The following is a 17,782-nucleotide window of genomic DNA, read 5'->3' on the forward strand; positions in this document are numbered from 1 at the left end:
TAATGGGAAAAGTTACAGGATTTCAGGAATTTAACAGGGAGCTTCCCCAAAAAACGCCTGTTGTTGAAAGGGTAAAAAACTATAATGAGTTTGTTGGTTTGTATTCTGATGAAAAACTAAACCAGCAATCGGCGCGCTGCATGAACTGCGGCATCCCGTTCTGCCACTCGGGCTGCCCGCTTGGCAATGTTATCCCCGAGTTTAATGATGCGGTGTACCGCAAAAACTGGGACGAAGCGTACCAGATCTTATCGTCTACAAATAACTTCCCGGAGTTTACCGGTCGTATTTGCCCCGCGCCATGTGAATCTGCATGTGTACTGGGTATCAACAAGCCACCGGTAGCTATCGAGGAAATTGAAAAACATATCATAGAGGTTGCCTACTCTAAAAACATGGTTAAACCCGTTGCCCCGTTAATTAAAACAGGTAAAAAGGTAGCTGTGATAGGTTCAGGCCCTGCAGGTTTGGCTGCAGCCGCGCAATTGAGCAAAGCAGGCCATGCCGTTACTGTTTTTGAACGTGACGACCGCCCGGGTGGTTTATTACGTTACGGTATCCCCGATTTTAAACTGGAGAAATGGGTGATTGACCGCCGCATCCAGATCATGGAAGAGGATGGCATCGAATTTAAATGCAACGCCGAAGTGGGCAAAAACGTAGCTGCCGATGAGGTGTTGCGTAACCACCACGCGGTAGTATTAGCAGGTGGTTCAACCATCCCACGTAACTTACCTATCCCCGGCCGCGAGTTTAAAGGTGTTTACTTCGCCATGGACTTTTTGAAACAACAAAATAAACGTGTAAGCAGTATAGCTGTTGAAGTTGAAGATATTTTTGCTACAGATAAAGATGTGGTTGTGATAGGTGGTGGCGATACCGGCAGCGATTGCGTGGGTACATCAAACCGCCAGGGCGCACGGTCTGTAAGGCAGTTTGAGGTGATGATACAGCCACCGGAGCAGCGCACAGCGCACATGCCTTGGCCAACTTACCCAATGGTGTTAAAGACCACCAGTTCGCACGAGGAAGGTGTTGAGCGTTCATGGGGCATCAACACTAAAGAGTTTTTAGGCGACGCTGACGGCAACCTAAGGGCGCTTAAAGTGACCGATGTAAGCTGGGAGATAGATGTAATGGGCCGCCCCATCAAATTTAACGAGGTGGAAGGCAGCGAGCGAGAGATTCCTTGCCAGCGCGTATTCCTGGCTATGGGTTTTGTGAACCCGCAGTTTGAAGGTACGCTTGAGCAGTTAGGCGTCGAGCTGGATGAGCGTAAGAACGTTAAAGCTAAAGAAGGTGTTTACCGAACCAACATAAGCAAAGTATTTGCAGCAGGTGACATGCGCCGCGGCCAATCGTTAGTTGTATGGGCAATATCTGAAGGCCGCGAGGCTGCCCGCAAGGTAGATGAGTTTTTAATGGGCCACTCTAATCTGGAGAGTAAAGACGCCGTAAACCAATTTGACCAGGTATTTTATTAAGAATAAATCAGTTATAAACCCGGGCCCTTGTCAGTTAATTCTGCAAGGGCTTTTTTGTTTAAAGTGATTAGCGGGCACGTACGCGCTACCAACGGGAATTGTTGAATTTGAACGATTTTTATTAACATTCGGTGATTTTTTTAAATTATTTATGAGAACGTATAAATTGATTTCCATTTTCAAACACAATGACTAAGTTTACACAAAAAACAACCGTGCTTCATACTCGAGATAATTTATTAAAGAGCAGACTTTTATGGATTGATTATTCAAAAGGAATTGGAATTATATTGGTTGTTTATGGCCATGTGCTTAGAGGTCTATATGAAAGTAAAATTATAAAAAAAAGCTACTTTTATTACTCAGACAATTTTGTTTATAGCTTTCATATGCCGCTTTTTTTTATATTGTCTGGCTATTTTTTTTTAAATTCTTTCAAAAAAGACAACTCCAAATTTTTAATAAATAAGGCAAAATCGCTGCTTTATCCTTTTGTAATATGGTCTTTGTTACAAACACTTATCGAAGTTTTATTAAATAAATTTACAAACGCTAAAACACCCGCTACTGCTTTACTTACTTGCCTGGTAATTCCCCGCGCTCAGTTTTGGTTTTTGTATGCGTTATTTTTTATTAACTGTATAAGTTTCGTGTTTTATAAAATTATTTTCCGGTATGCGCTGATTTTCTCATGTTTATTTTGGTTGGCTATGTTTTACCTCAACGTTGAACTTGATCCATTTAAAAATATATTTAAATACTTAATATTTTTTAATATCGGCATATTCTTTTCAGAATGGAAAGATAGATTTTTACCCTTAATAACTCAAGGTAAGTGGTTACTGTTCGTAATATTACTGTTCGCAGCTGTCGAATACTTTTATTTGGCAGAGCAGCCTGGGCTAACCTATTTATCAAATATATTATTTGTATTTACAGGTGTTTTAGGGTCGTTGGTAGTAATGCAATTCGCAAACAAACTATCGAATTTTAATGGGTTTAACGTTTTTAATGATTTAGGAAAAGCATCTATCGGTATTTACCTGATACACATCATTGTTGGTAGTGGGACAAGAATAGCCCTTATTAAAATATTAAAAATACACGACCCTGTGATCAATGTTATCCTGGGGACCGTGTTAGGAGTAACTATTTCTTATTTTGTTTACTTAATTTGTATGAAACGATCTTACCTTTCTTTGTTGTTTAAATTCCCGGAGAAAAAAATCCTTAATTGATAGGCTATTTTTCAGACGGGTTTTTCTTTCCTGCCGAGAGCATTTCTATCATTTTAGCGATGCGGTTTGCGCGGGTTTGTTCCTGTTTGGCACTCAGGATCCAAATCAAATACTCCTTACGGTGCGACCATGCAAACTTCTCATACAAGGCCATCGCGGCAGGCTCGTGGGCCAAGGCTTGGTGCAGGTAGGGCGGTAGGGTAATCAATTTTTTATCTACGTCGATGTAGACAGAATAATCGTTTTCGTTACGGATGGATTCCTTGCTGGCACCCGAATGTTTAACCAGATGCTCGGGGCGGAAACGGAGGGTGGTCCACACATTATTGATGGCTGCAGATGCCACCGGGCGCAGGCCGTAGGGTTTTGCTACTTCCCAACCGCTCATCATTTCAAGGTCGCTATCTATGCCGGAATTTTTCTTGGGGTAGATAACCCATAAAACCGTTTCATCATTTAAAAAAGGGTTTAAATCGGCAAAAGCAATGGCCAGTTCGGTGCTGTTCTTTACAAAAACTTGGAGGCCATTGAAGTTTCCTTCGGCCGCAAAAGATAGGGTAGTGCCATTTGGTAATGGCTCAAGGGAAGCAAGGTATTCTTCGGGCGAGTTCAAGATCAGCCAATGCTGACCCGGCTTCATAAGCAGTTTTTTGGCAAGGGGACTCATTGGTTAATTTGTTATGTTGTCCACGCTTTCTTTATTGGCCTTTTTTAATTTCGGGATCATTTTTTTCGCGTGAATCCTCCAGTCCGATTTTTTGTCTTCCCAGTCTGTATAAGCGCGATAAATATCGAAATCTAATTTAGTAGACCCTGTTTTGTATGGGCCACATACAGCCGTATAATGGGAATCACTATCATAGCCCGAATCAAATTTAAAAACAAAATACTGGTTTTCCTTTTCGGGAATAATACCTAATAGCTTAATATTGTTGGCACTTCCTTCATCTTCGTTTTGTACATATTGGTATAAGGATAATTTTGCAAATTCTTGCTGTGTGCGGTATCTTACCGGTGCCATGGCAAGTTTGCCGCTTTTATTTAAGGCATCTAAAATATTATATCTTGCATCAATGCTGTCAAGCAACCTGTTAATAACTAATTGACTTACCGGCAGGTTGTTGTCTAAACGGGTAACTGCTGCGTAACTTACCTCGCCATTATAGTTGTCTTTTTTTATGATGGCTGCAGTGAAATTATCGGTAACGGGCTTGCCTTTAATATCACTCATCAGTTGAAGATAAATGTTTATACCGTACTTCCATTTATACATAGCTGTATCCGCCAGGTAGGTTTTAAGGTCCTGGTTGGCATACCGCGTAAGATCGTTAAAATGCGATGTTACCAATGATGTGTATTTGTTTTTGTGCGATCTGCCAAGCATGTTTTGAGATAGCGACAGTATATTTCGGCGATATTCCGGATAACGAAGTAGCGGTAATATTTGCGTGTAATTTGCTGCAACATATTCCAACGAATCTGTAAGCGGCATAAATATTTGATAATTAAGCCCGGTATTAGAAATAGGCTCTTTTTTTAACAGATCCAGATAGGCGTCGTAGCCTTTTAAGCTGTCCACCTTTACCACAGCACCAAGTACCGATGCTTTTATGTAATCACTTTTAGTGCTGTTAAAAACACTTATCAGCGTATTTAATGCTACCGGATCTTTAACTTTTGCTATCGCTTCTATTAGTTCTGTACGTGCGCCATTATCGGTTGTGTCGTCGCTGTAAGTCTTTTGAACGGCGGCTAACAGATCATTTATTTCGGTTTTATCAAACTTATAGTATGACAGGGCACCTAATGCATATTTGTATGTTGCAGAATCTGTGCTCAGCAGGTCATTAACAATAAGTTTGGACTTAGACGTGCTTAATGATGCGGGAGGGCCGGTTGTAGTTGCTTTTAGTGAATTATAAAATCTGTTTGCATCGCCTGAGAAAAGTTCTTCGCCGGCAGTATGGCTCATAAATGTAAATACATCATTGTTGTTGATGAATAAGCGGGTACGGGATTTTTCTTTGTTAACTTTACCTTGGGTAACCAGTTCCCATCCTTTAATACCATTAACGGTTACGGTATCTTTTTTTGTAAGGCTATCGGTGTATCCAACAAAATTGTGCAGGAGTTTACTATAAACCGAATCGATGTTTGGTGACCTAAAGTACTTGCTGAAAGTTGCATGTTCTATGCCAAACACCCCACCCGATAGCACATTGGTAGAAAATACCGACTCGACCATGCGCAGGTAAGAATTATAATTTTTTGAAGAATCTGTGGGGGTAATGATATGGTTGAAAATTTTGGTGGTGTACCTGCCGCCGCCAAATTTATAGGTGCCGGGTTCAGATTTTGCGTATGGTGTGAATTTAAGCGTTTTAAAAAAGTCAAACCCTTTGCCGATATCGGCACCATCAAGATTTTGCTTTAGTATCAGGTAAATACGGTTCCCCCTAACAAAAAGCTGCGATTTGCAGTTATAATCTTTAAGGCTGAACTCAAATTCGCGCCCCTCTACTCCCTGTAAAAAAACAGTGCGGATCTTTTTTATGACCGCGCCTTTTGATTTCAATTCAGTAGTTACGCTCTCAAATGCCTTGCTTTTATCTGCCAGGTACGTCCCCTTGGGATAATCGTTGTACCGCACCAAGTAATTGATGAGATTTACACTATCGGTAGCAAGATAAATACTTAGTTCAAAAGTGTTATCGGGGTTATTAGGGCTTTGGATATTTTGCTTTACTACAATTGGCTTCATTGGCAGGTCTATACTAAAGGCAGCGGTATCGTTTTTATAGCTTATCCACTTTTTATCAGGCAATATTGCCGGCTTGAAAGTTTTAAAAGAGTTAAAAAATTTATTTGCGTAGGCCGAATTGACGCTGGCCGGGTCGTTACCTGCGTAAATACAATACAAGAAATTATTATCAGATATAAAACGATAGCGAACGGTAATGTGCTTTTTATTTTCTACAACTATTTCGGTTGTTTTTAAACCGTTGGTCAAAAATACTTTGTTACTTATGAGGCGCTCTTCCTTTTTACTGATATTTTTTATGATACGGGCAATAGCCTCATTAGCTGTAGATTTTCCATTGAGGAGGGCATAGGTCCCCAAAAACATATCATTACCCATATCCGGAAATATTACAGCTTTTATATCATATGAGGGGCTCGCTTTAATGGGTTCGAATGGGAAGTCAATCGAGTAACCCTGTTCTCGGTTCATGTATGTTTTCCATTTCAGGTTGGTATAGTCCGCATTAAATTTGTTGGCAACCCCTGTAAAGGTAGCGGTTACCGGGGTAACCATATAACCGGCTGCCCTTAATAATGCAATTAGCCCGTTATCACCTGGTAAATGCGCTACACCCACGGCCGAAAAAATAGCATCGGTTGCCATACGTCTTATTATGCTGTTAAGCATTACGTTGTTCCTTATTACAAGAATAGAATCCTCGAGGTGATCCTCGCCCAGGTAATTCACAATTTTGTCGATATCGCCATCGCTGTAAAGCTTTATCATATCTTCTGTCTGCTCAAGCTCTTCCTGCTCGTCGCCATCAATTACATCCTGCAGCCTCGTTTTTAACTTGTTGGTTTCGGATAGCCCTTTTAATTGTTCCCTGCTATCTTCTAAACCGTATATGGTTTTGCCCATTCCCCTTGCAACACCAAAAAGGTAAGCATCAACAAAGGCCTTTTTATCATCTGGTTTTTCTTTTACCGCCTGCATCATAGATTCGGCTTGTATTGGGTCAATATCGCCCGGCGGATAGCCATTTTTTGCTTCAAAACGTTTGGCAAACTTTGCGTAGTCGTCTTTACTTAATAGTTGGCGCAAGCTACCTGTGGTATCTTTATTGCTTATGGTTTCAAACATTTGTTTGATCACTGTATCAGGGTGTATCTCCAGCGCAAACAACGGGCAATTTTGTATCGCAAGCATTACCGAATCGCTAAAGCCAAAAACGCGTTTATCTTTTACATGCATGGTGCCGAAAAGATAAGACGGTTTAGCCATCCCTTTCCCGTTGATTTTCCAGAGCAGGCTGTAATGTGGTTTTTGCTGAGCAAAAGAACCTGCCGCAATCATGATAAACAGGATTGTGAACGTGAATTTTTTAAGAGTAAAAAAGAAAGTTGGGTTTTGTTGTAGCGGGGAGGTGTAAAAGTTTGTCATTAAAATTTTATAAGGTACGGTCCCTATAAAAATATAACATTTTTTTTATCCGCAGTAAAATTACACGACTATCTTCGAGAAAAAATCCCAAAGGACTATCCCTGCGGATACTACGATATTGAAGGAGTGTTTTGTGCCAAACTGGGGGATCTCGATACAGGCATCGATGCTTTTCATTACCTCGTCGCTTACACCGTTTACTTCATTACCGAAGATAAGCGCATACTTTTCATTTGGGGCAGGGATAAAGGTGTTGAGCATAATGCTGTTTTCTGCCTGTTCGATAGCAATTATCTTATAACCATCTGCGCGCAGGGTTTCAACAGCTTGCAGGGGTGTTTCAAAATACGTCCAATTGATGGATTGCGTAGCGCCGAGGGCAGTTTTTTCAATTTCGCGGTGAGGTGGTTGGGCGGTTATACCACAAAGGCAAACCTGCTCCACCGCAAACCCGTCAGATGTACGGAAAATGGAGCCGATATTATGCATACTGCGCACGTTGTCCAGCACAACAGCCACAGGTAATTTATCCTGGGCTTTAAATTCATCTACGGTAGCACGGTTTAATTCGTCGAGTTTTAGTTTGCGCATAACATTGAATAGTAAACCGCGAAATTACGATTTTACTACTTCATTCAATATACCCACGCCATCGCCAATTAGTGAAGCATAAACAGATGGTGCGTAACCGATTTTGTTGGTGTAATATTCGGTCACTTCTTCGCTAAACTTATCAAAGGCTTCTTTTTTTACCAATGCAATGGCACAACCACCGAAGCCTGCACCCGTCATCCGTGCACCGGCAACATCGGGGTTGGTTTTGGCGTAGTCTACAACAGTATCCAGTTCCACGCCGCTTACCTCGTAAAGATCGCGCAGGGATTGGTGCGATGCGTACATCAGCCGGCCAAACTCAGCAAGGTTATTATTGCTTAGTGCTTTCGCGGCCAGTTTTACGCGGTCATTTTCTTCTACCACATGTTTGGCGCGGCCTTGTACGGTGGCATCGGTTATGAGGTGTTTGTATTTTTCGAAGGTTTCGCTGTCAATATCGCAAAGGTGATTAATGTCCAGTTGCTGCTTTAAGGCGTCAAGGGCGGTTTGGCATTCCTGCACGCGCTCGTTGTATTTAGATTCGGCCAGTTTCCGGGGTTTATTTGTGTTGATGATAGCCAGCAAGTAATCGCCAAGGTTACTGTCAACCGCCTGGTATTCCAGCGTGTCGCAGTTTAGCATAAGAGCTTTGTCCTTTTCGCCAAAGGCAACGGCAAACTGGTCCATAATGCCGCAGTTTACACCAATGAATTTATTCTCTACAGATTGCGATAGCTTCACCAAATCTAACCGGCTATAGTCGGCTGTAAAAAGGTCGTTCAAAGCAAATGCGGTAACTACCTCAATAGAAGCCGATGAAGAAAGCCCGGATCCAATAGGGATATCGCCATAAAACAACATATCCAATCCTTGCAGTTTTTTGCCATCATTTAAAAAATGGGCAATTACGCCAACAGGATAGTTGTACCAAAATTCACCATTTTTTTTATGGTCGCCATTTAGCGATACTTCGGCTTGTTCGCTAAAATTGAGGCTTTTAAAACGGAACACATTTTCGTTATTGGGAGATACCAACAAGTAAGAACCGAAAGTGATAGCACACGGCATAACCAAGCCACCATTATAGTCAATATGCTCGCCAATAAGGTTTACCCGGCCGGGCGAAAAATAAGTTTCGGTTGCTTCTTTACCGTATTGCCTAACAAATTCTTGTTTCAGGTCAGCTCTCATAAATTGGTTTTATAGTTGGGGAAACAAATATTGTAAATTATACAGTTATTCCGTAACGATAAGCAAAAGTTTTTTATCTCTATAATTTGCTTGCTAAACCAAACTTGCGGTTATTTGTTAAATAACCCATAAATAAACACATTAGAGCATGAATCAATATCTTGTTACCGGCTACGATCATACAGACGAAGGCGCGCTTGAACGCCGCATGAACATCCGCCCGCACCACCTTGATGGCGCCAAAAGTTTAAAAGAAAGCGGTAATTATGTTTTGGGCGGAGCGATATTGAACGACGAGGGCAAAATGATAGGTTCGGTAATGGTGCTGCAATTTGAAACCGATGAGCAACTGGAGGCTTGGAAACAAAGCGAACCATACATCACCCAAAAGATATGGGAAACGGTGGATGTAAAGCCGTTTAAAGTGGCAACCGTTGGATAAGGTGAAGAGTTAAAGTCAAAAGTTTAAAGTCAAAAGTTAGAAGTCGGAAGCAAAAAGCTTAAAGTTGTTTTGCGGTTTAGGCAAGGCTCAATAACCTATCTTTTAACTTTTGACTAAATTTTCCCTTCATATTCCCAATTGCCTGTGGAGTTTCTTTTATAGATCACAGTCTGGTTGGTGCCTTCGGCTTTAAAGTTAAATTCAAATGTTTGTTCGGACGGGTCATCTGGCAGGAATTGTTCTATGATGCTATCGGCAACTAAACGTGCCGTATCTTCCCTGGGTTGCTGCTCGATTTTATTTTGCAGGGTAGCCTGATAATCTGCAAAGGTGGCAAAGACGGGCGCGTTGCCATTAAATTCGCGTGCGGCATTAAAAGCGGCTTTTTCGGCTTGTTGGCGGTATTCTTCCATTGCTTGTAGTAAGCTATCAGCGGCTATTTCTGGTGTGCCATCTGCAGCATGCGAATAATAACTGTTCAATATTTCCTCTTTGCTTTTCATCGGCACAAAAATACGTATTAACAAAAAAGGATGCTGATTAATTTCAGCATCCTTTTTGTTAATATTCAAATAGATTATCCGACCGGTGGCGAAATGCCGTCCAGTTCGTCAATGTCCTCTGCATCTAAGACCACGTTGGCTGCTTTCATGTTTTCTTCTAAGTGGGCTACGCTTGATGTACCGGGTATCAGCAGGATGTTTTTAGAATGGTTTAATAACCAGCTTAAAGCCACCTGGTGTACAGTTGCGCCATGTTTTTCGGCCACTGCCTGCAGTTTTTCCTGTGCAGCCACATTGCCCGCATTTAACGGAAACCATGGAATGAAAGCGATATCGTTATCCTCGCAATAGTTTAATACGCCTTCCCATTTGCGGTTGTCAACGCTGTACATATTTTGTACCGATACCACTTCAAAATAGTCTTGCGCTTTTTTAATATCGTCGATACCAACCTCTGATAAACCAATATGGCGAATTTTGCCGTCGGCTTGCGCTTGTTTTAGAAATTCAAAGCTTTGCTCGGCAGGTATATTGGGGTCTATACGGTGCAGCTGGTAAAGATCTATCTGGTCAAGTTTCAGTCGTTTTAAACTGCCGTCTAAAGCTTCTTTCAAATGCGCCGGACTTGAATTTACGGGCCATTGGTCGGGCCCGGTGCGTAGCAAACCGCCTTTTGTGCCAATTATAAGATCGGCAGGGTACGGATATAAAGCTTCTGCTATCAATTCTTCAGAAATATGGGGGCCGTAGCTATCTGCTGTGTCTATAAAGTTTACACCAAGCTCTACCGCGCGTTTTAAAACACGGATGGCCTCATCATTGTCTTTGGGCGGCCCCCAAATGCCTTTGCCTGTAATGCGCATAGCGCCGTAGCCTAAGCGGTTAATCTCAAGATCACCGCCTATGCTAAATGTTTTAGGGAATGTTATTGTTGTTGCGTCACTCATAATGTTAGTTCTTATGGTAAAATGAATAAACGCTAAGTAAGGCTTATTGTTCGGTGCAGGGGTTCACGGAAGTGTCATATCCAACTTAAAAGCCGGAAACTGTAGTTAATCACAGCGGGCGGATTAATTATTTATCGCCCCATAATTTGGGATTGGTTACCCATAATATGAAAATATATTTCGATTTTACCAGTTTAAAGTGCCAATCTATTTTACAGTATACCTAAATATATAGCGACCGAGGTTTCCTTCGGCATCCATGCCTTCAATAACCGCGCGGTAGCTGCCTTTGCTATCCGAATTGAAATATTCGAAGGATGTTAAGCCGGTTTTGTCTGTTTTTATCTTAGGGCTCCAAAAAATAGTGCTGCGCAGATCGCCACCAAAAGCACCTTGTTTAAGCGGGTCGTATTTTGGCGAATAAAATTCGCGCGGAATGCTATACCCCTGGGCGTTATAACTTAGTAAGTTGCCTTTTGGAAGCATTTCCTGCAATTGCGCAAAGGTTATTTTTGATTTCTCTATTTTGCGGGTGATGATAGAAATAATACCATCAGACATGTAATTGCGGTTTATATTGCTCAATCCATCAGATTTAAACACCTCTATGGTTTCTACATCGTCACCACGGTAGCCGTTAAGTGTTTGGTAATCTACCGGGCTGCCATTCAAAAATACCTGCATAGGTTGTTTATTTTGATTGGAAATGTTTTTGGTGAAAAAGAGTTGGTTGTTCTCGGCGGTGACGCCTAACAGCATTGCAGGTAAACATATGTACAGGTTAGGGCAATCTTTAAACCTTGCGCCGGTAAGCTGCTGATCGGCCATGACAGGCAGGGCAGATAGCGTACCATAATCATTATGGGTTGGCTTTTTTACCAATGAGGTAGAGCGGATGGTAACCTCTTTTAAAATGTGCAGGTTTTCATACTGGCGTTTGCTGTTTAGCATCAATGGCTTGTAAGCGCTATCAATGTTAGTTACCTCATCTAAAGCGTTCACGTTTTTTGTTGCGGGTTGATAGCTGTCGCCATTTACCGATATCATTAGGTTTTTACTACTAGGGTTGTTGCGCGCGCTTATAATTACCTGTGCCGAATCAGGAAAGGTTAACTTAGGGAACCTGAAATTACCCGACATATCGGCAACTGTTTCGGCAAAATAATTTTTAGCCGGGATCTGGATGCGTAGGTTGCCTTTAGAAATTGGCATCCCCGTGTTATTACGTAAGATTCCGTTAACCTCAAGGCCCTGTTGCTCTGGCGTAAGGTAAACCTGCGGGAATTTGCCGGTTATGATGTTACGATAGGAGATGCGGCGGTAACCTTGAGTAAGCATCAATATATCGAGGTTGGCATCTACGTTAGGGTCTTTACTTATAAAATAATAGTTCGGTTTTTCGATGTAGCCTTTAATTTCTGAGGTAAGCAAAAGGTTGCTCATAATAGTGGTTTCGCTTTCTTCGTCAACCGGCACTTTGGTTTCATCAGTAACAGCTACCGAAAACTCACCCTCTACAGGTGTTGCATTGTTTTTTGCTGATACAGCAAACTTTACTCTTTGCCTTACTGAAAACGCCTTACGATCTGGCGCTATAGTCAGGTTAAGCATGTCGTTACGTTTGATGAAAACAATACGTTCGGCAAGTGCAATGCCACGTTCGCTGAACAAAGTAAGCTGTAAGAGCCCTGTTGGGAACTTGCTTTTTGGGATAGCCGCGCTGTACGTTGCTGTTTGTAAAGCTGTTTGTGCTGCAAAATAGATTGCCCCACCGCTTTGTGCTGCTACGTAATATATTTTGCCCTCGTTTGCCTTAAAGTAAGGGTCGTTGGCTGATAGCTTAATGTTTATATTATCGGGATCGTTGCTATATACAGACAGTGTAATGCCGGCTGGTTTTATACGCGGAATATCATACGCTGTGGTTACCCCATCGGCGAAGGTGATATTGGCTTTATAGGTTTTACCATCTTCGGGCATTAGCGCAAAAACACCCATGCCCAGGTGCGCAGTTTCTAAATTAGTAACCACCGTACCGGTATTATCAGTAATTGTACCTTTAATATTTACGCCAAATCCATCTGTATTAATGGCTTTAAACGCAACTTTTGAGCGTACGCCCAAGGTGAGCTCACCCCCCTCTGGGAAAAACTGCACGTCGCGGTCAGCACTTGCTGCCGTTAACGGGAATTTGTTAAGTGTTTCTTTTTTATTGGCAAGTTCTATATTGGTTGTTAAGGTGGCGTTCTTTAAAGCGGCAGCAGATGTTTCGGTAAGTACCACATTCAATACACCGTTAGCATCGGTAGTACCCTTGCCTTTGCTCAGCTCATCACCGGTGGGGTTGGTTATAGTCCAGTTTACTCTTTTGTTGGCTAATGCCTCGCCGGGCTGTTTGTAAATAATTGCCGCGCTAACTTTGGGCTGGCCTGCTACACGGTTAAATGAAATGCTGGTATTAACCTGGGCTTGTATAGCATTGCCAATAGCAATATTTTTATTGTAGTAATAATCTGTTTCAAAGTTGCGCATCCAGGCGGTGTAGGCCCTTAAATGGTAGTTACCTTGTTTATAAACATCGGGCGATAGGATGATGTTGCCATGCGCCACACCATTTACCACAGGCAATTTAACCAGTTTCATGATAGAATCCTGCCCGGCGATATCTATATACACAATATTACTGAGGTTTGATGGTTGGTGTTTGTCGAGCGTTACATAGGCTTTAAACCAAATGGTATCGCCCGCGGCGTAATAAGGTTTATCTAAATGCAGGTAAACCTTTTCTATAGGGAAGTTGGTAATATAGTTGGCCGTTTTGGTAATAATGGTACTAAGGGCAACGGTATCACGTTGGGCAAAGGCGGGGGCAAATAAACAGGTGGCCAGCAATATGGTCAGCGCAATTTTTTTCAGGCTCATTATAATAATTAAAGTAGCGTGGCTAATATAAACATTTAGCTTTACCGCATGTTAGGCGGTATTTGGTTTTAACATTTCATTAACGTTTTAGCCAACGAAGTGCCGATAAATGTACCGTATAATCGGATTTTTAAAAATAGTATTATTGTAAATTAAGTGCTACAAACTATAAGCGTATGCCAATAGAAATAGAACGGAAGTTTTTGGTAAACCATACCAAGTGGGAGCAGGTTGTAAAACCACAGGGCAAATTATATAAGCAAGGGTACATATTAAGCGAAGAAAAGCGGACGGTAAGAATCCGTGTTACAAATACAGCCGCTTACATCACGCTAAAAGGTGCATCAACAGGCATCAGCCGCAGCGAATATGAATATACAATCCCCGTTGATGAGGGTAACGATATACTGCAAAACTTTGCCACATCGGCCATTGAAAAAATACGTTACAATATTAATTACGCAGGGCATGTATGGGAGGTAGACGTATTTAGCGGCGTAAACAACGGGCTTATTGTTGCCGAAATAGAATTAGATAGTGAAAACGAACCGTTTGAAAAACCCGGTTGGGTAGCAGAGGAAGTAAGCCATGACAGCCGTTATACTAATGCAAGCCTGTCTGTACACCCATATATAGGTTGGCAACAGCTAACCTAAAATTACGGCATAAAAAAACCTGCCTCTGTAAGGCAGGTTTTTTTATTGGAGATAATATTATTCCCAGCCAGAACCTTTTTTTGCATTACCTGCTTTAACGTGTTCTTCTGCTGTTGCTTTGCCCATGATAGCTGCCATTTTGTTACCTTCTGCATCTTTACCTGTAGCAATGTATCTGCCAGATTTGATGTCGATAACCGGATCGATCATTGGAACATTTTTAGTTTTAGTCTTTACTGAATACGCGGTGATTCCTGAAGCTGCCATGTTTAGTTTTTTTTAAGTTTTAATTGTAACTGGATTAATTATGTTTTGTTTTTATTATCTGTCAGTTTGTTTAGCACCCTAACAGGCAATGTTTATAATAATGAAGGCAATATATGTATTTATACTTAACTAACAAATTATACAAAAGGTGATTTTTTTGCACATATTAGCGGATAAACGTCCGAATAGTGGAATTTACGGCTATAATTGAAACTCCGTTTAAAGTAAGCGTATCTCACAAAGTCTGTTTATCTAACACAGCTATAGCCACCTGGTTGGCCAATACTACGTCGCCTCTACCGAATTTAACTTAATTATTAAAGGCAGAGCGCGTTAAACTGTTTATGGCTTAGTTAATGAGCCCTTTACCTTGAAATTTAAGTATCAGTATATTTCAACTAAAATGATGCTTATATTAGTATGTATCGAACTTTTTACCAAGTATGGCGTTTATCAATCAAACAATAATATTTAGCATGAAACCATACACTATATTAAGTATGTGCGCGCTGGCCCTGGCTTCGTGTACAGGCAACGGAAACAAAGTGACAGACACTACTAAAACTGTGGCAGAAGACACTTCTAAAGCGACTACGCTAAACGCACCGGCGCAAAACATGGAGTATTGCTTTTTGCGTACCGAGGGTACGAGTAACCAGGATACCACAGCGGTACATTTAGTTATTAATTCAGAAAAAGTAAGCGGCGAAATGCAATGGCTGCCAAAAGAAAAGGACGCACGTAAAGGCACCCTTGAGGGTACAATGAAAGGTAACGATATTAAAGCGGTGTGGACGTTTACGCAGGAGGGGATGAAAGATACAATGGCTATTGCTTTTCAACTATCTGCGCAGCAACTTGGCCAAAAACCATTTAAGGTTGTTAAAGATGGCCGCCAGGAAACTGACGGTGCCGCGGGTTATACTATAATATATAAGCTTGATAATTGCAGCAAGTTTAAAACTGCTGATAAGCCGGCGCTATAATATAAACTGATTTAAGTACTCTTACTTTATTGTATGCCTCGTTATTTATAGCGGGGCATTTTTATTTATGTTGATGCCTGGGTATTAAAAAACTTAGTCGGCAGTGCCTATGTCTGATTTTGGTGCATTGCTGCTTTTAACAGAAGCTGTTACCGCATCTTGCTGCAATTTATTAGCCTCGGTTTTGGTATCAGTTTTAACTGTAAGCGAAAATGCGGTTACTGCTGATGTTAATATTAATGCTGCGGCTATGATGATTTTTTTCATGATATGATTATAATTAATCGGCTGAGCCTACGTCTGATTTTGGTGCTGCTGTGTTTTTAACAGATGTAGTAATAGCGTCTTCTTGTAATTTGTTAGCGTTTACTTTGTTATCCGTTTTAGTAGTAAGCGAAAATGCAGTTACTGCTGATGTTAATACTAATGCTGCGGCTATGATGATCTTTTTCATGTTTGTTGTATTTGTTGGTGAACAGTGTTGATGGTAAATAATTAGTCTGCGGTGCCTACGTCTTTTTTGTTATCGGCAGTACCAACGTCTTTTTTGTTTTTAGCATCTGCTGTGCCTACGTCTTTCTTGTTATCAGCTGTACCTACATCTTTTTTATTGTCTGCAGTACCAACGTCTTTTTTGTTTGTGAAAGTTGCTGCGTTAACTGTAGTTGCTGTTACTGTACTGAATATGATTACTGCTGCTATGATTAATTTTTTCATGATCGTTATATTTTGTGGTTGTATTATTTGTTTTTATGTGTGGTTGTTATTTAATTCTGTGGTTGTTGTTAATTAGTCTGCAGTGCCTACGTCTTTTTTGTTATCGGCTGTGCCTACATCTTTTTTGTTTTTAGCATCTGCAGTGCCTACGTCTTTTTTGTTATCAGCTGTACCTACATCTTTTTTGTTTTTAGCATCGGCGGTGCCTACATCTTTTTTGTTTGCTAGAGTTGTTGCGTTAACTGTAGTTGCTGTTAAAGCACTGAAGATGATTGCTGCTGCTATGATTATTTTTTTCATGATCGTTATATTTTGTGGTGGTATTATTTGTTTATATGTGTGGTTGTTATTTAATTCTGTGGTTGTTGTTAATTAGTCTGCGGTGCCTACGTCTTTTTTGTTATCGGCAGTGCCTACATCTTTTTTGTTTTTAGCATCTGCAGTGCCTACGTCTTTTTTGTTATCAGCTGTACCTACATCTTTTTTGTTTTTAGCATCGGCGGTGCCTACATCTTTTTTGTTTGTTAGAGTTGTTGCGTTAACTGTAGTTGTTGTTAAAGCGCTGAAGATGATTGCTGTAGCTATGATTAATTTTTTCATGGTGGTTATATTTTGTGGTGGTATTATTTGTTTATATGTGTGGTTGTTATTTAATTCTGTGGTTGTTGTTAATTAGTCTGCGGTGCCTACATCTTTTTTGTTGGCTACTGTGCTTTTTTCAAAAGTTGCAGTTGGTTTAACCTCGGCGTTTTTTGTGCATGATGGTAGTACGCCTGCGCTTAAAATGATGATTGCTGCTGCTATGATTGATTTTTTCATGTTCGTATTTTTAATTAGGGGTGTTTAATGTTATGATGTTAATTAATTAATCGGCAGTACCGATGTCTTTTTTTACAAGGGCAAGGCTTGGGTCAATTGTATGATGGCGGTAGGCTTTACACTAACCTGTTTTGTGTATGATGGTAAAACCGCTGTTGTTAAAATGATTGCTGCTGCTATTATTATCTTTTTCATAACTGTGTTATTTTTATCTATTAGGGGTATTTATAATTTGAAATGGTTAATTAATCGGCGGTACCAACATCTTTTCTAAATGTGATGTTGTTTTGCTCAATTGTTGCAGTTGGTTGTACATTAACCTGTTTGGTGTATGATGGTAAAACCCCTGTTGCCAGGATCAATACCGTGGCGATAATTAACTTTTTCATGTTTTGTGTTTTAATATTTTTTTATTACTGCTTATCTAAAATTAGTCTGCGGTACCAATATCTTTTCGGATACCTGTCGTCGCCTTTAAAAACATATCCATTGTTGTGCGCATGCTTGTTGGTTTAACGCAACTTGATATTAATATCCCACTAAGTAGAAATACGTATGCCAGTACTGTCTTTTTCATATTATTTTATCCCGTTAATTAGCCAATTTTATTTAGCCTTTAAGCAACTTTTAATTATACAACCATTTGCTATAGTTTAACTATTTTTTACTAACTATTAGTTAATGAAATAGCTATATTTTAGCGGTTATCGTATATTACAATAACGTGTTAATAACTGTGTAACTTCTTAAGAATCAGTAAATTAACATCACAAATATAATTATGTTTTTTAATTATCACGCAATGTTGATAAAAAAAAATCTTGCTGTTT

General features: G+C 40.5%; 22 protein-coding genes. 5 read left to right on the plus strand and 17 right to left on the minus strand.

Going from position 1 to position 17,782, the window contains the following annotated elements; genetic code table 11:
* Positions 1-2 precede the first annotated feature (2 nt).
* Together ACVW0P_RS06365 and ACVW0P_RS06370 are read left to right on the plus strand one after the other, a co-directional pair.
* Positions 3-1,484 (plus strand): glutamate synthase subunit beta, encoded by a 1,482-nt coding sequence (locus tag ACVW0P_RS06365; RefSeq protein WP_354429674.1) that lies wholly within the window; start codon positions 3-5, stop codon positions 1,482-1,484.
* A gap of 188 nt (positions 1,485-1,672) precedes the next feature.
* Complete coding sequence (locus ACVW0P_RS06370) at positions 1,673-2,722, plus strand: acyltransferase family protein (RefSeq protein WP_457131332.1); 1,050 nt, start codon at positions 1,673-1,675, stop codon at positions 2,720-2,722.
* Between the two features lie 4 nt (positions 2,723-2,726).
* Here the strand turns inward: ACVW0P_RS06370 and ACVW0P_RS06375 are convergent, their stop codons facing one another.
* The 4 genes from ACVW0P_RS06375 to ACVW0P_RS06390 are packed head-to-tail and all read right to left on the minus strand — an operon-like array spanning position 2,727 to position 8,693.
* Entirely contained in the window at positions 2,727-3,389 is a 663-nt protein-coding gene (locus ACVW0P_RS06375; RefSeq protein ID WP_457131333.1) for a YdeI/OmpD-associated family protein, read from the minus strand.
* Between the two features lie 3 nt (positions 3,390-3,392).
* Positions 3,393-6,908, minus strand: coding sequence for a TraB/GumN family protein (locus tag ACVW0P_RS06380; protein ID WP_457131334.1), 3,516 nt, complete (start codon positions 6,906-6,908; stop codon positions 3,393-3,395).
* A gap of 60 nt (positions 6,909-6,968) precedes the next feature.
* Complete coding sequence (locus ACVW0P_RS06385) at positions 6,969-7,499, minus strand: RNA methyltransferase (RefSeq protein ID WP_457131335.1); 531 nt, start codon at positions 7,497-7,499, stop codon at positions 6,969-6,971.
* Positions 7,500-7,523: 24 nt separating this feature from the next.
* Positions 7,524-8,693 carry a galactokinase gene (locus tag ACVW0P_RS06390; protein ID WP_457131336.1) on the minus strand — a complete coding sequence of 390 codons (1,170 nt, stop codon included), beginning with the start codon at positions 8,691-8,693 and terminating at the stop codon, positions 7,524-7,526.
* A gap of 148 nt (positions 8,694-8,841) precedes the next feature.
* Between ACVW0P_RS06390 and ACVW0P_RS06395 the strand changes: the two genes are divergently transcribed.
* Positions 8,842-9,135: a YciI family protein gene (locus tag ACVW0P_RS06395; RefSeq protein WP_354429686.1), complete on the plus strand. Its 294-nt coding sequence runs from the start codon at positions 8,842-8,844 to the stop codon at positions 9,133-9,135.
* A 113-nt stretch (positions 9,136-9,248) separates the two neighbouring features.
* Here the strand turns inward: ACVW0P_RS06395 and ACVW0P_RS06400 are convergent, their stop codons facing one another.
* The 3 genes from ACVW0P_RS06400 to ACVW0P_RS06410 all read right to left on the minus strand — a co-directional run bounded on the left by ACVW0P_RS06400 (position 9,249) and on the right by ACVW0P_RS06410 (position 13,507).
* A complete protein-coding gene (locus ACVW0P_RS06400; protein WP_457131337.1) occupies positions 9,249-9,638 on the minus strand; it encodes a hypothetical protein in 390 nt (129 codons plus the stop codon).
* A gap of 74 nt (positions 9,639-9,712) precedes the next feature.
* Positions 9,713-10,585 (minus strand): aldo/keto reductase, encoded by an 873-nt coding sequence (locus ACVW0P_RS06405; RefSeq protein WP_457131338.1) that lies wholly within the window; start codon positions 10,583-10,585, stop codon positions 9,713-9,715.
* A 207-nt stretch (positions 10,586-10,792) separates the two neighbouring features.
* On the minus strand, positions 10,793-13,507 hold the full coding sequence (locus ACVW0P_RS06410) for a carboxypeptidase regulatory-like domain-containing protein (protein ID WP_457131339.1): 2,715 nt from the start codon (positions 13,505-13,507) through the stop codon (positions 10,793-10,795).
* Positions 13,508-13,683: 176 nt separating this feature from the next.
* Between ACVW0P_RS06410 and ACVW0P_RS06415 the strand changes: the two genes are divergently transcribed.
* Entirely contained in the window at positions 13,684-14,163 is a 480-nt protein-coding gene (locus tag ACVW0P_RS06415; RefSeq protein WP_457131340.1) for a CYTH domain-containing protein, read from the plus strand.
* Positions 14,164-14,220: 57 nt separating this feature from the next.
* Here the strand turns inward: ACVW0P_RS06415 and ACVW0P_RS06420 are convergent, their stop codons facing one another.
* Positions 14,221-14,430: a hypothetical protein gene (locus ACVW0P_RS06420; RefSeq protein WP_354429694.1), complete on the minus strand. Its 210-nt coding sequence runs from the start codon at positions 14,428-14,430 to the stop codon at positions 14,221-14,223.
* A 476-nt stretch (positions 14,431-14,906) separates the two neighbouring features.
* Here ACVW0P_RS06420 and ACVW0P_RS06425 point away from each other — a divergent pair, with 476 nt between their 5' ends.
* A complete protein-coding gene (locus tag ACVW0P_RS06425; protein ID WP_457131341.1) occupies positions 14,907-15,416 on the plus strand; it encodes a hypothetical protein in 510 nt (169 codons plus the stop codon).
* A gap of 93 nt (positions 15,417-15,509) precedes the next feature.
* Here ACVW0P_RS06425 and ACVW0P_RS06430 read toward each other — a convergent pair whose 3' ends face one another.
* The 9 genes from ACVW0P_RS06430 to ACVW0P_RS06470 all read right to left on the minus strand — a co-directional run bounded on the left by ACVW0P_RS06430 (position 15,510) and on the right by ACVW0P_RS06470 (position 17,529).
* Positions 15,510-15,683: a hypothetical protein gene (locus ACVW0P_RS06430; RefSeq protein WP_354429698.1), complete on the minus strand. Its 174-nt coding sequence runs from the start codon at positions 15,681-15,683 to the stop codon at positions 15,510-15,512.
* Positions 15,684-15,696: 13 nt separating this feature from the next.
* Complete coding sequence (locus ACVW0P_RS06435; RefSeq protein ID WP_354429700.1) at positions 15,697-15,870, minus strand: hypothetical protein; 174 nt, start codon at positions 15,868-15,870, stop codon at positions 15,697-15,699.
* Between the two features lie 41 nt (positions 15,871-15,911).
* Positions 15,912-16,133 (minus strand): hypothetical protein, encoded by a 222-nt coding sequence (locus tag ACVW0P_RS06440; protein ID WP_457131342.1) that lies wholly within the window; start codon positions 16,131-16,133, stop codon positions 15,912-15,914.
* A gap of 72 nt (positions 16,134-16,205) precedes the next feature.
* Positions 16,206-16,433 carry a hypothetical protein gene (locus ACVW0P_RS06445; RefSeq protein WP_457131343.1) on the minus strand — a complete coding sequence of 76 codons (228 nt, stop codon included), beginning with the start codon at positions 16,431-16,433 and terminating at the stop codon, positions 16,206-16,208.
* Between the two features lie 72 nt (positions 16,434-16,505).
* Positions 16,506-16,733 carry a hypothetical protein gene (locus ACVW0P_RS06450; RefSeq protein WP_354429705.1) on the minus strand — a complete coding sequence of 76 codons (228 nt, stop codon included), beginning with the start codon at positions 16,731-16,733 and terminating at the stop codon, positions 16,506-16,508.
* Positions 16,734-16,805: 72 nt separating this feature from the next.
* Positions 16,806-16,952, minus strand: a complete 147-nt coding sequence (locus ACVW0P_RS06455) for a hypothetical protein (RefSeq protein ID WP_354429706.1) — start codon at positions 16,950-16,952, stop codon at positions 16,806-16,808.
* 72 nt (positions 16,953-17,024) lie between these two features.
* Complete coding sequence (locus tag ACVW0P_RS06460; RefSeq protein WP_457131344.1) at positions 17,025-17,147, minus strand: hypothetical protein; 123 nt, start codon at positions 17,145-17,147, stop codon at positions 17,025-17,027.
* A 50-nt stretch (positions 17,148-17,197) separates the two neighbouring features.
* Complete coding sequence (locus ACVW0P_RS06465; protein WP_354429710.1) at positions 17,198-17,341, minus strand: hypothetical protein; 144 nt, start codon at positions 17,339-17,341, stop codon at positions 17,198-17,200.
* A 41-nt stretch (positions 17,342-17,382) separates the two neighbouring features.
* Complete coding sequence (locus tag ACVW0P_RS06470; RefSeq protein WP_457131345.1) at positions 17,383-17,529, minus strand: hypothetical protein; 147 nt, start codon at positions 17,527-17,529, stop codon at positions 17,383-17,385.
* Positions 17,530-17,782: the final 253 nt, after the last annotated feature.

The organism is Mucilaginibacter sp. UYNi724, from assembly GCF_054057495.1.

What these genes read in the sequence shown, in the direction of transcription:
- ACVW0P_RS06365 (WP_354429674.1), top strand. Translation starts at nt 3, where the DNA reads ATGGGAAAAGTTACAGGATTTCAGGAATTTAACAGGGAGCTTCCCCAA.
- ACVW0P_RS06370 (WP_457131332.1), top strand. Translation starts at nt 1,673, where the DNA reads ATGACTAAGTTTACACAAAAAACAACCGTGCTTCATACTCGAGATAAT.
- ACVW0P_RS06375 (WP_457131333.1), bottom strand. Translation starts at nt 3,389, where the DNA reads ATGAGTCCCCTTGCCAAAAAACTGCTTATGAAGCCGGGTCAGCATTGG.
- ACVW0P_RS06380 (WP_457131334.1), bottom strand. Translation starts at nt 6,908, where the DNA reads ATGACAAACTTTTACACCTCCCCGCTACAACAAAACCCAACTTTCTTT.
- ACVW0P_RS06385 (WP_457131335.1), bottom strand. Translation starts at nt 7,499, where the DNA reads ATGCGCAAACTAAAACTCGACGAATTAAACCGTGCTACCGTAGATGAA.
- ACVW0P_RS06390 (WP_457131336.1), bottom strand. Translation starts at nt 8,693, where the DNA reads ATGAGAGCTGACCTGAAACAAGAATTTGTTAGGCAATACGGTAAAGAA.
- ACVW0P_RS06395 (WP_354429686.1), top strand. Translation starts at nt 8,842, where the DNA reads ATGAATCAATATCTTGTTACCGGCTACGATCATACAGACGAAGGCGCG.
- ACVW0P_RS06400 (WP_457131337.1), bottom strand. Translation starts at nt 9,638, where the DNA reads ATGAAAAGCAAAGAGGAAATATTGAACAGTTATTATTCGCATGCTGCA.
- ACVW0P_RS06405 (WP_457131338.1), bottom strand. Translation starts at nt 10,585, where the DNA reads ATGAGTGACGCAACAACAATAACATTCCCTAAAACATTTAGCATAGGC.
- ACVW0P_RS06410 (WP_457131339.1), bottom strand. Translation starts at nt 13,507, where the DNA reads ATGAGCCTGAAAAAAATTGCGCTGACCATATTGCTGGCCACCTGTTTA.
- ACVW0P_RS06415 (WP_457131340.1), top strand. Translation starts at nt 13,684, where the DNA reads ATGCCAATAGAAATAGAACGGAAGTTTTTGGTAAACCATACCAAGTGG.
- ACVW0P_RS06420 (WP_354429694.1), bottom strand. Translation starts at nt 14,430, where the DNA reads ATGGCAGCTTCAGGAATCACCGCGTATTCAGTAAAGACTAAAACTAAA.
- ACVW0P_RS06425 (WP_457131341.1), top strand. Translation starts at nt 14,907, where the DNA reads ATGAAACCATACACTATATTAAGTATGTGCGCGCTGGCCCTGGCTTCG.
- ACVW0P_RS06430 (WP_354429698.1), bottom strand. Translation starts at nt 15,683, where the DNA reads ATGAAAAAAATCATCATAGCCGCAGCATTAATATTAACATCAGCAGTA.
- ACVW0P_RS06435 (WP_354429700.1), bottom strand. Translation starts at nt 15,870, where the DNA reads ATGAAAAAGATCATCATAGCCGCAGCATTAGTATTAACATCAGCAGTA.
- ACVW0P_RS06440 (WP_457131342.1), bottom strand. Translation starts at nt 16,133, where the DNA reads ATGAAAAAATTAATCATAGCAGCAGTAATCATATTCAGTACAGTAACA.
- ACVW0P_RS06445 (WP_457131343.1), bottom strand. Translation starts at nt 16,433, where the DNA reads ATGAAAAAAATAATCATAGCAGCAGCAATCATCTTCAGTGCTTTAACA.
- ACVW0P_RS06450 (WP_354429705.1), bottom strand. Translation starts at nt 16,733, where the DNA reads ATGAAAAAATTAATCATAGCTACAGCAATCATCTTCAGCGCTTTAACA.
- ACVW0P_RS06455 (WP_354429706.1), bottom strand. Translation starts at nt 16,952, where the DNA reads ATGAAAAAATCAATCATAGCAGCAGCAATCATCATTTTAAGCGCAGGC.
- ACVW0P_RS06460 (WP_457131344.1), bottom strand. Translation starts at nt 17,147, where the DNA reads ATGAAAAAGATAATAATAGCAGCAGCAATCATTTTAACAACAGCGGTT.
- ACVW0P_RS06465 (WP_354429710.1), bottom strand. Translation starts at nt 17,341, where the DNA reads ATGAAAAAGTTAATTATCGCCACGGTATTGATCCTGGCAACAGGGGTT.
- ACVW0P_RS06470 (WP_457131345.1), bottom strand. Translation starts at nt 17,529, where the DNA reads ATGAAAAAGACAGTACTGGCATACGTATTTCTACTTAGTGGGATATTA.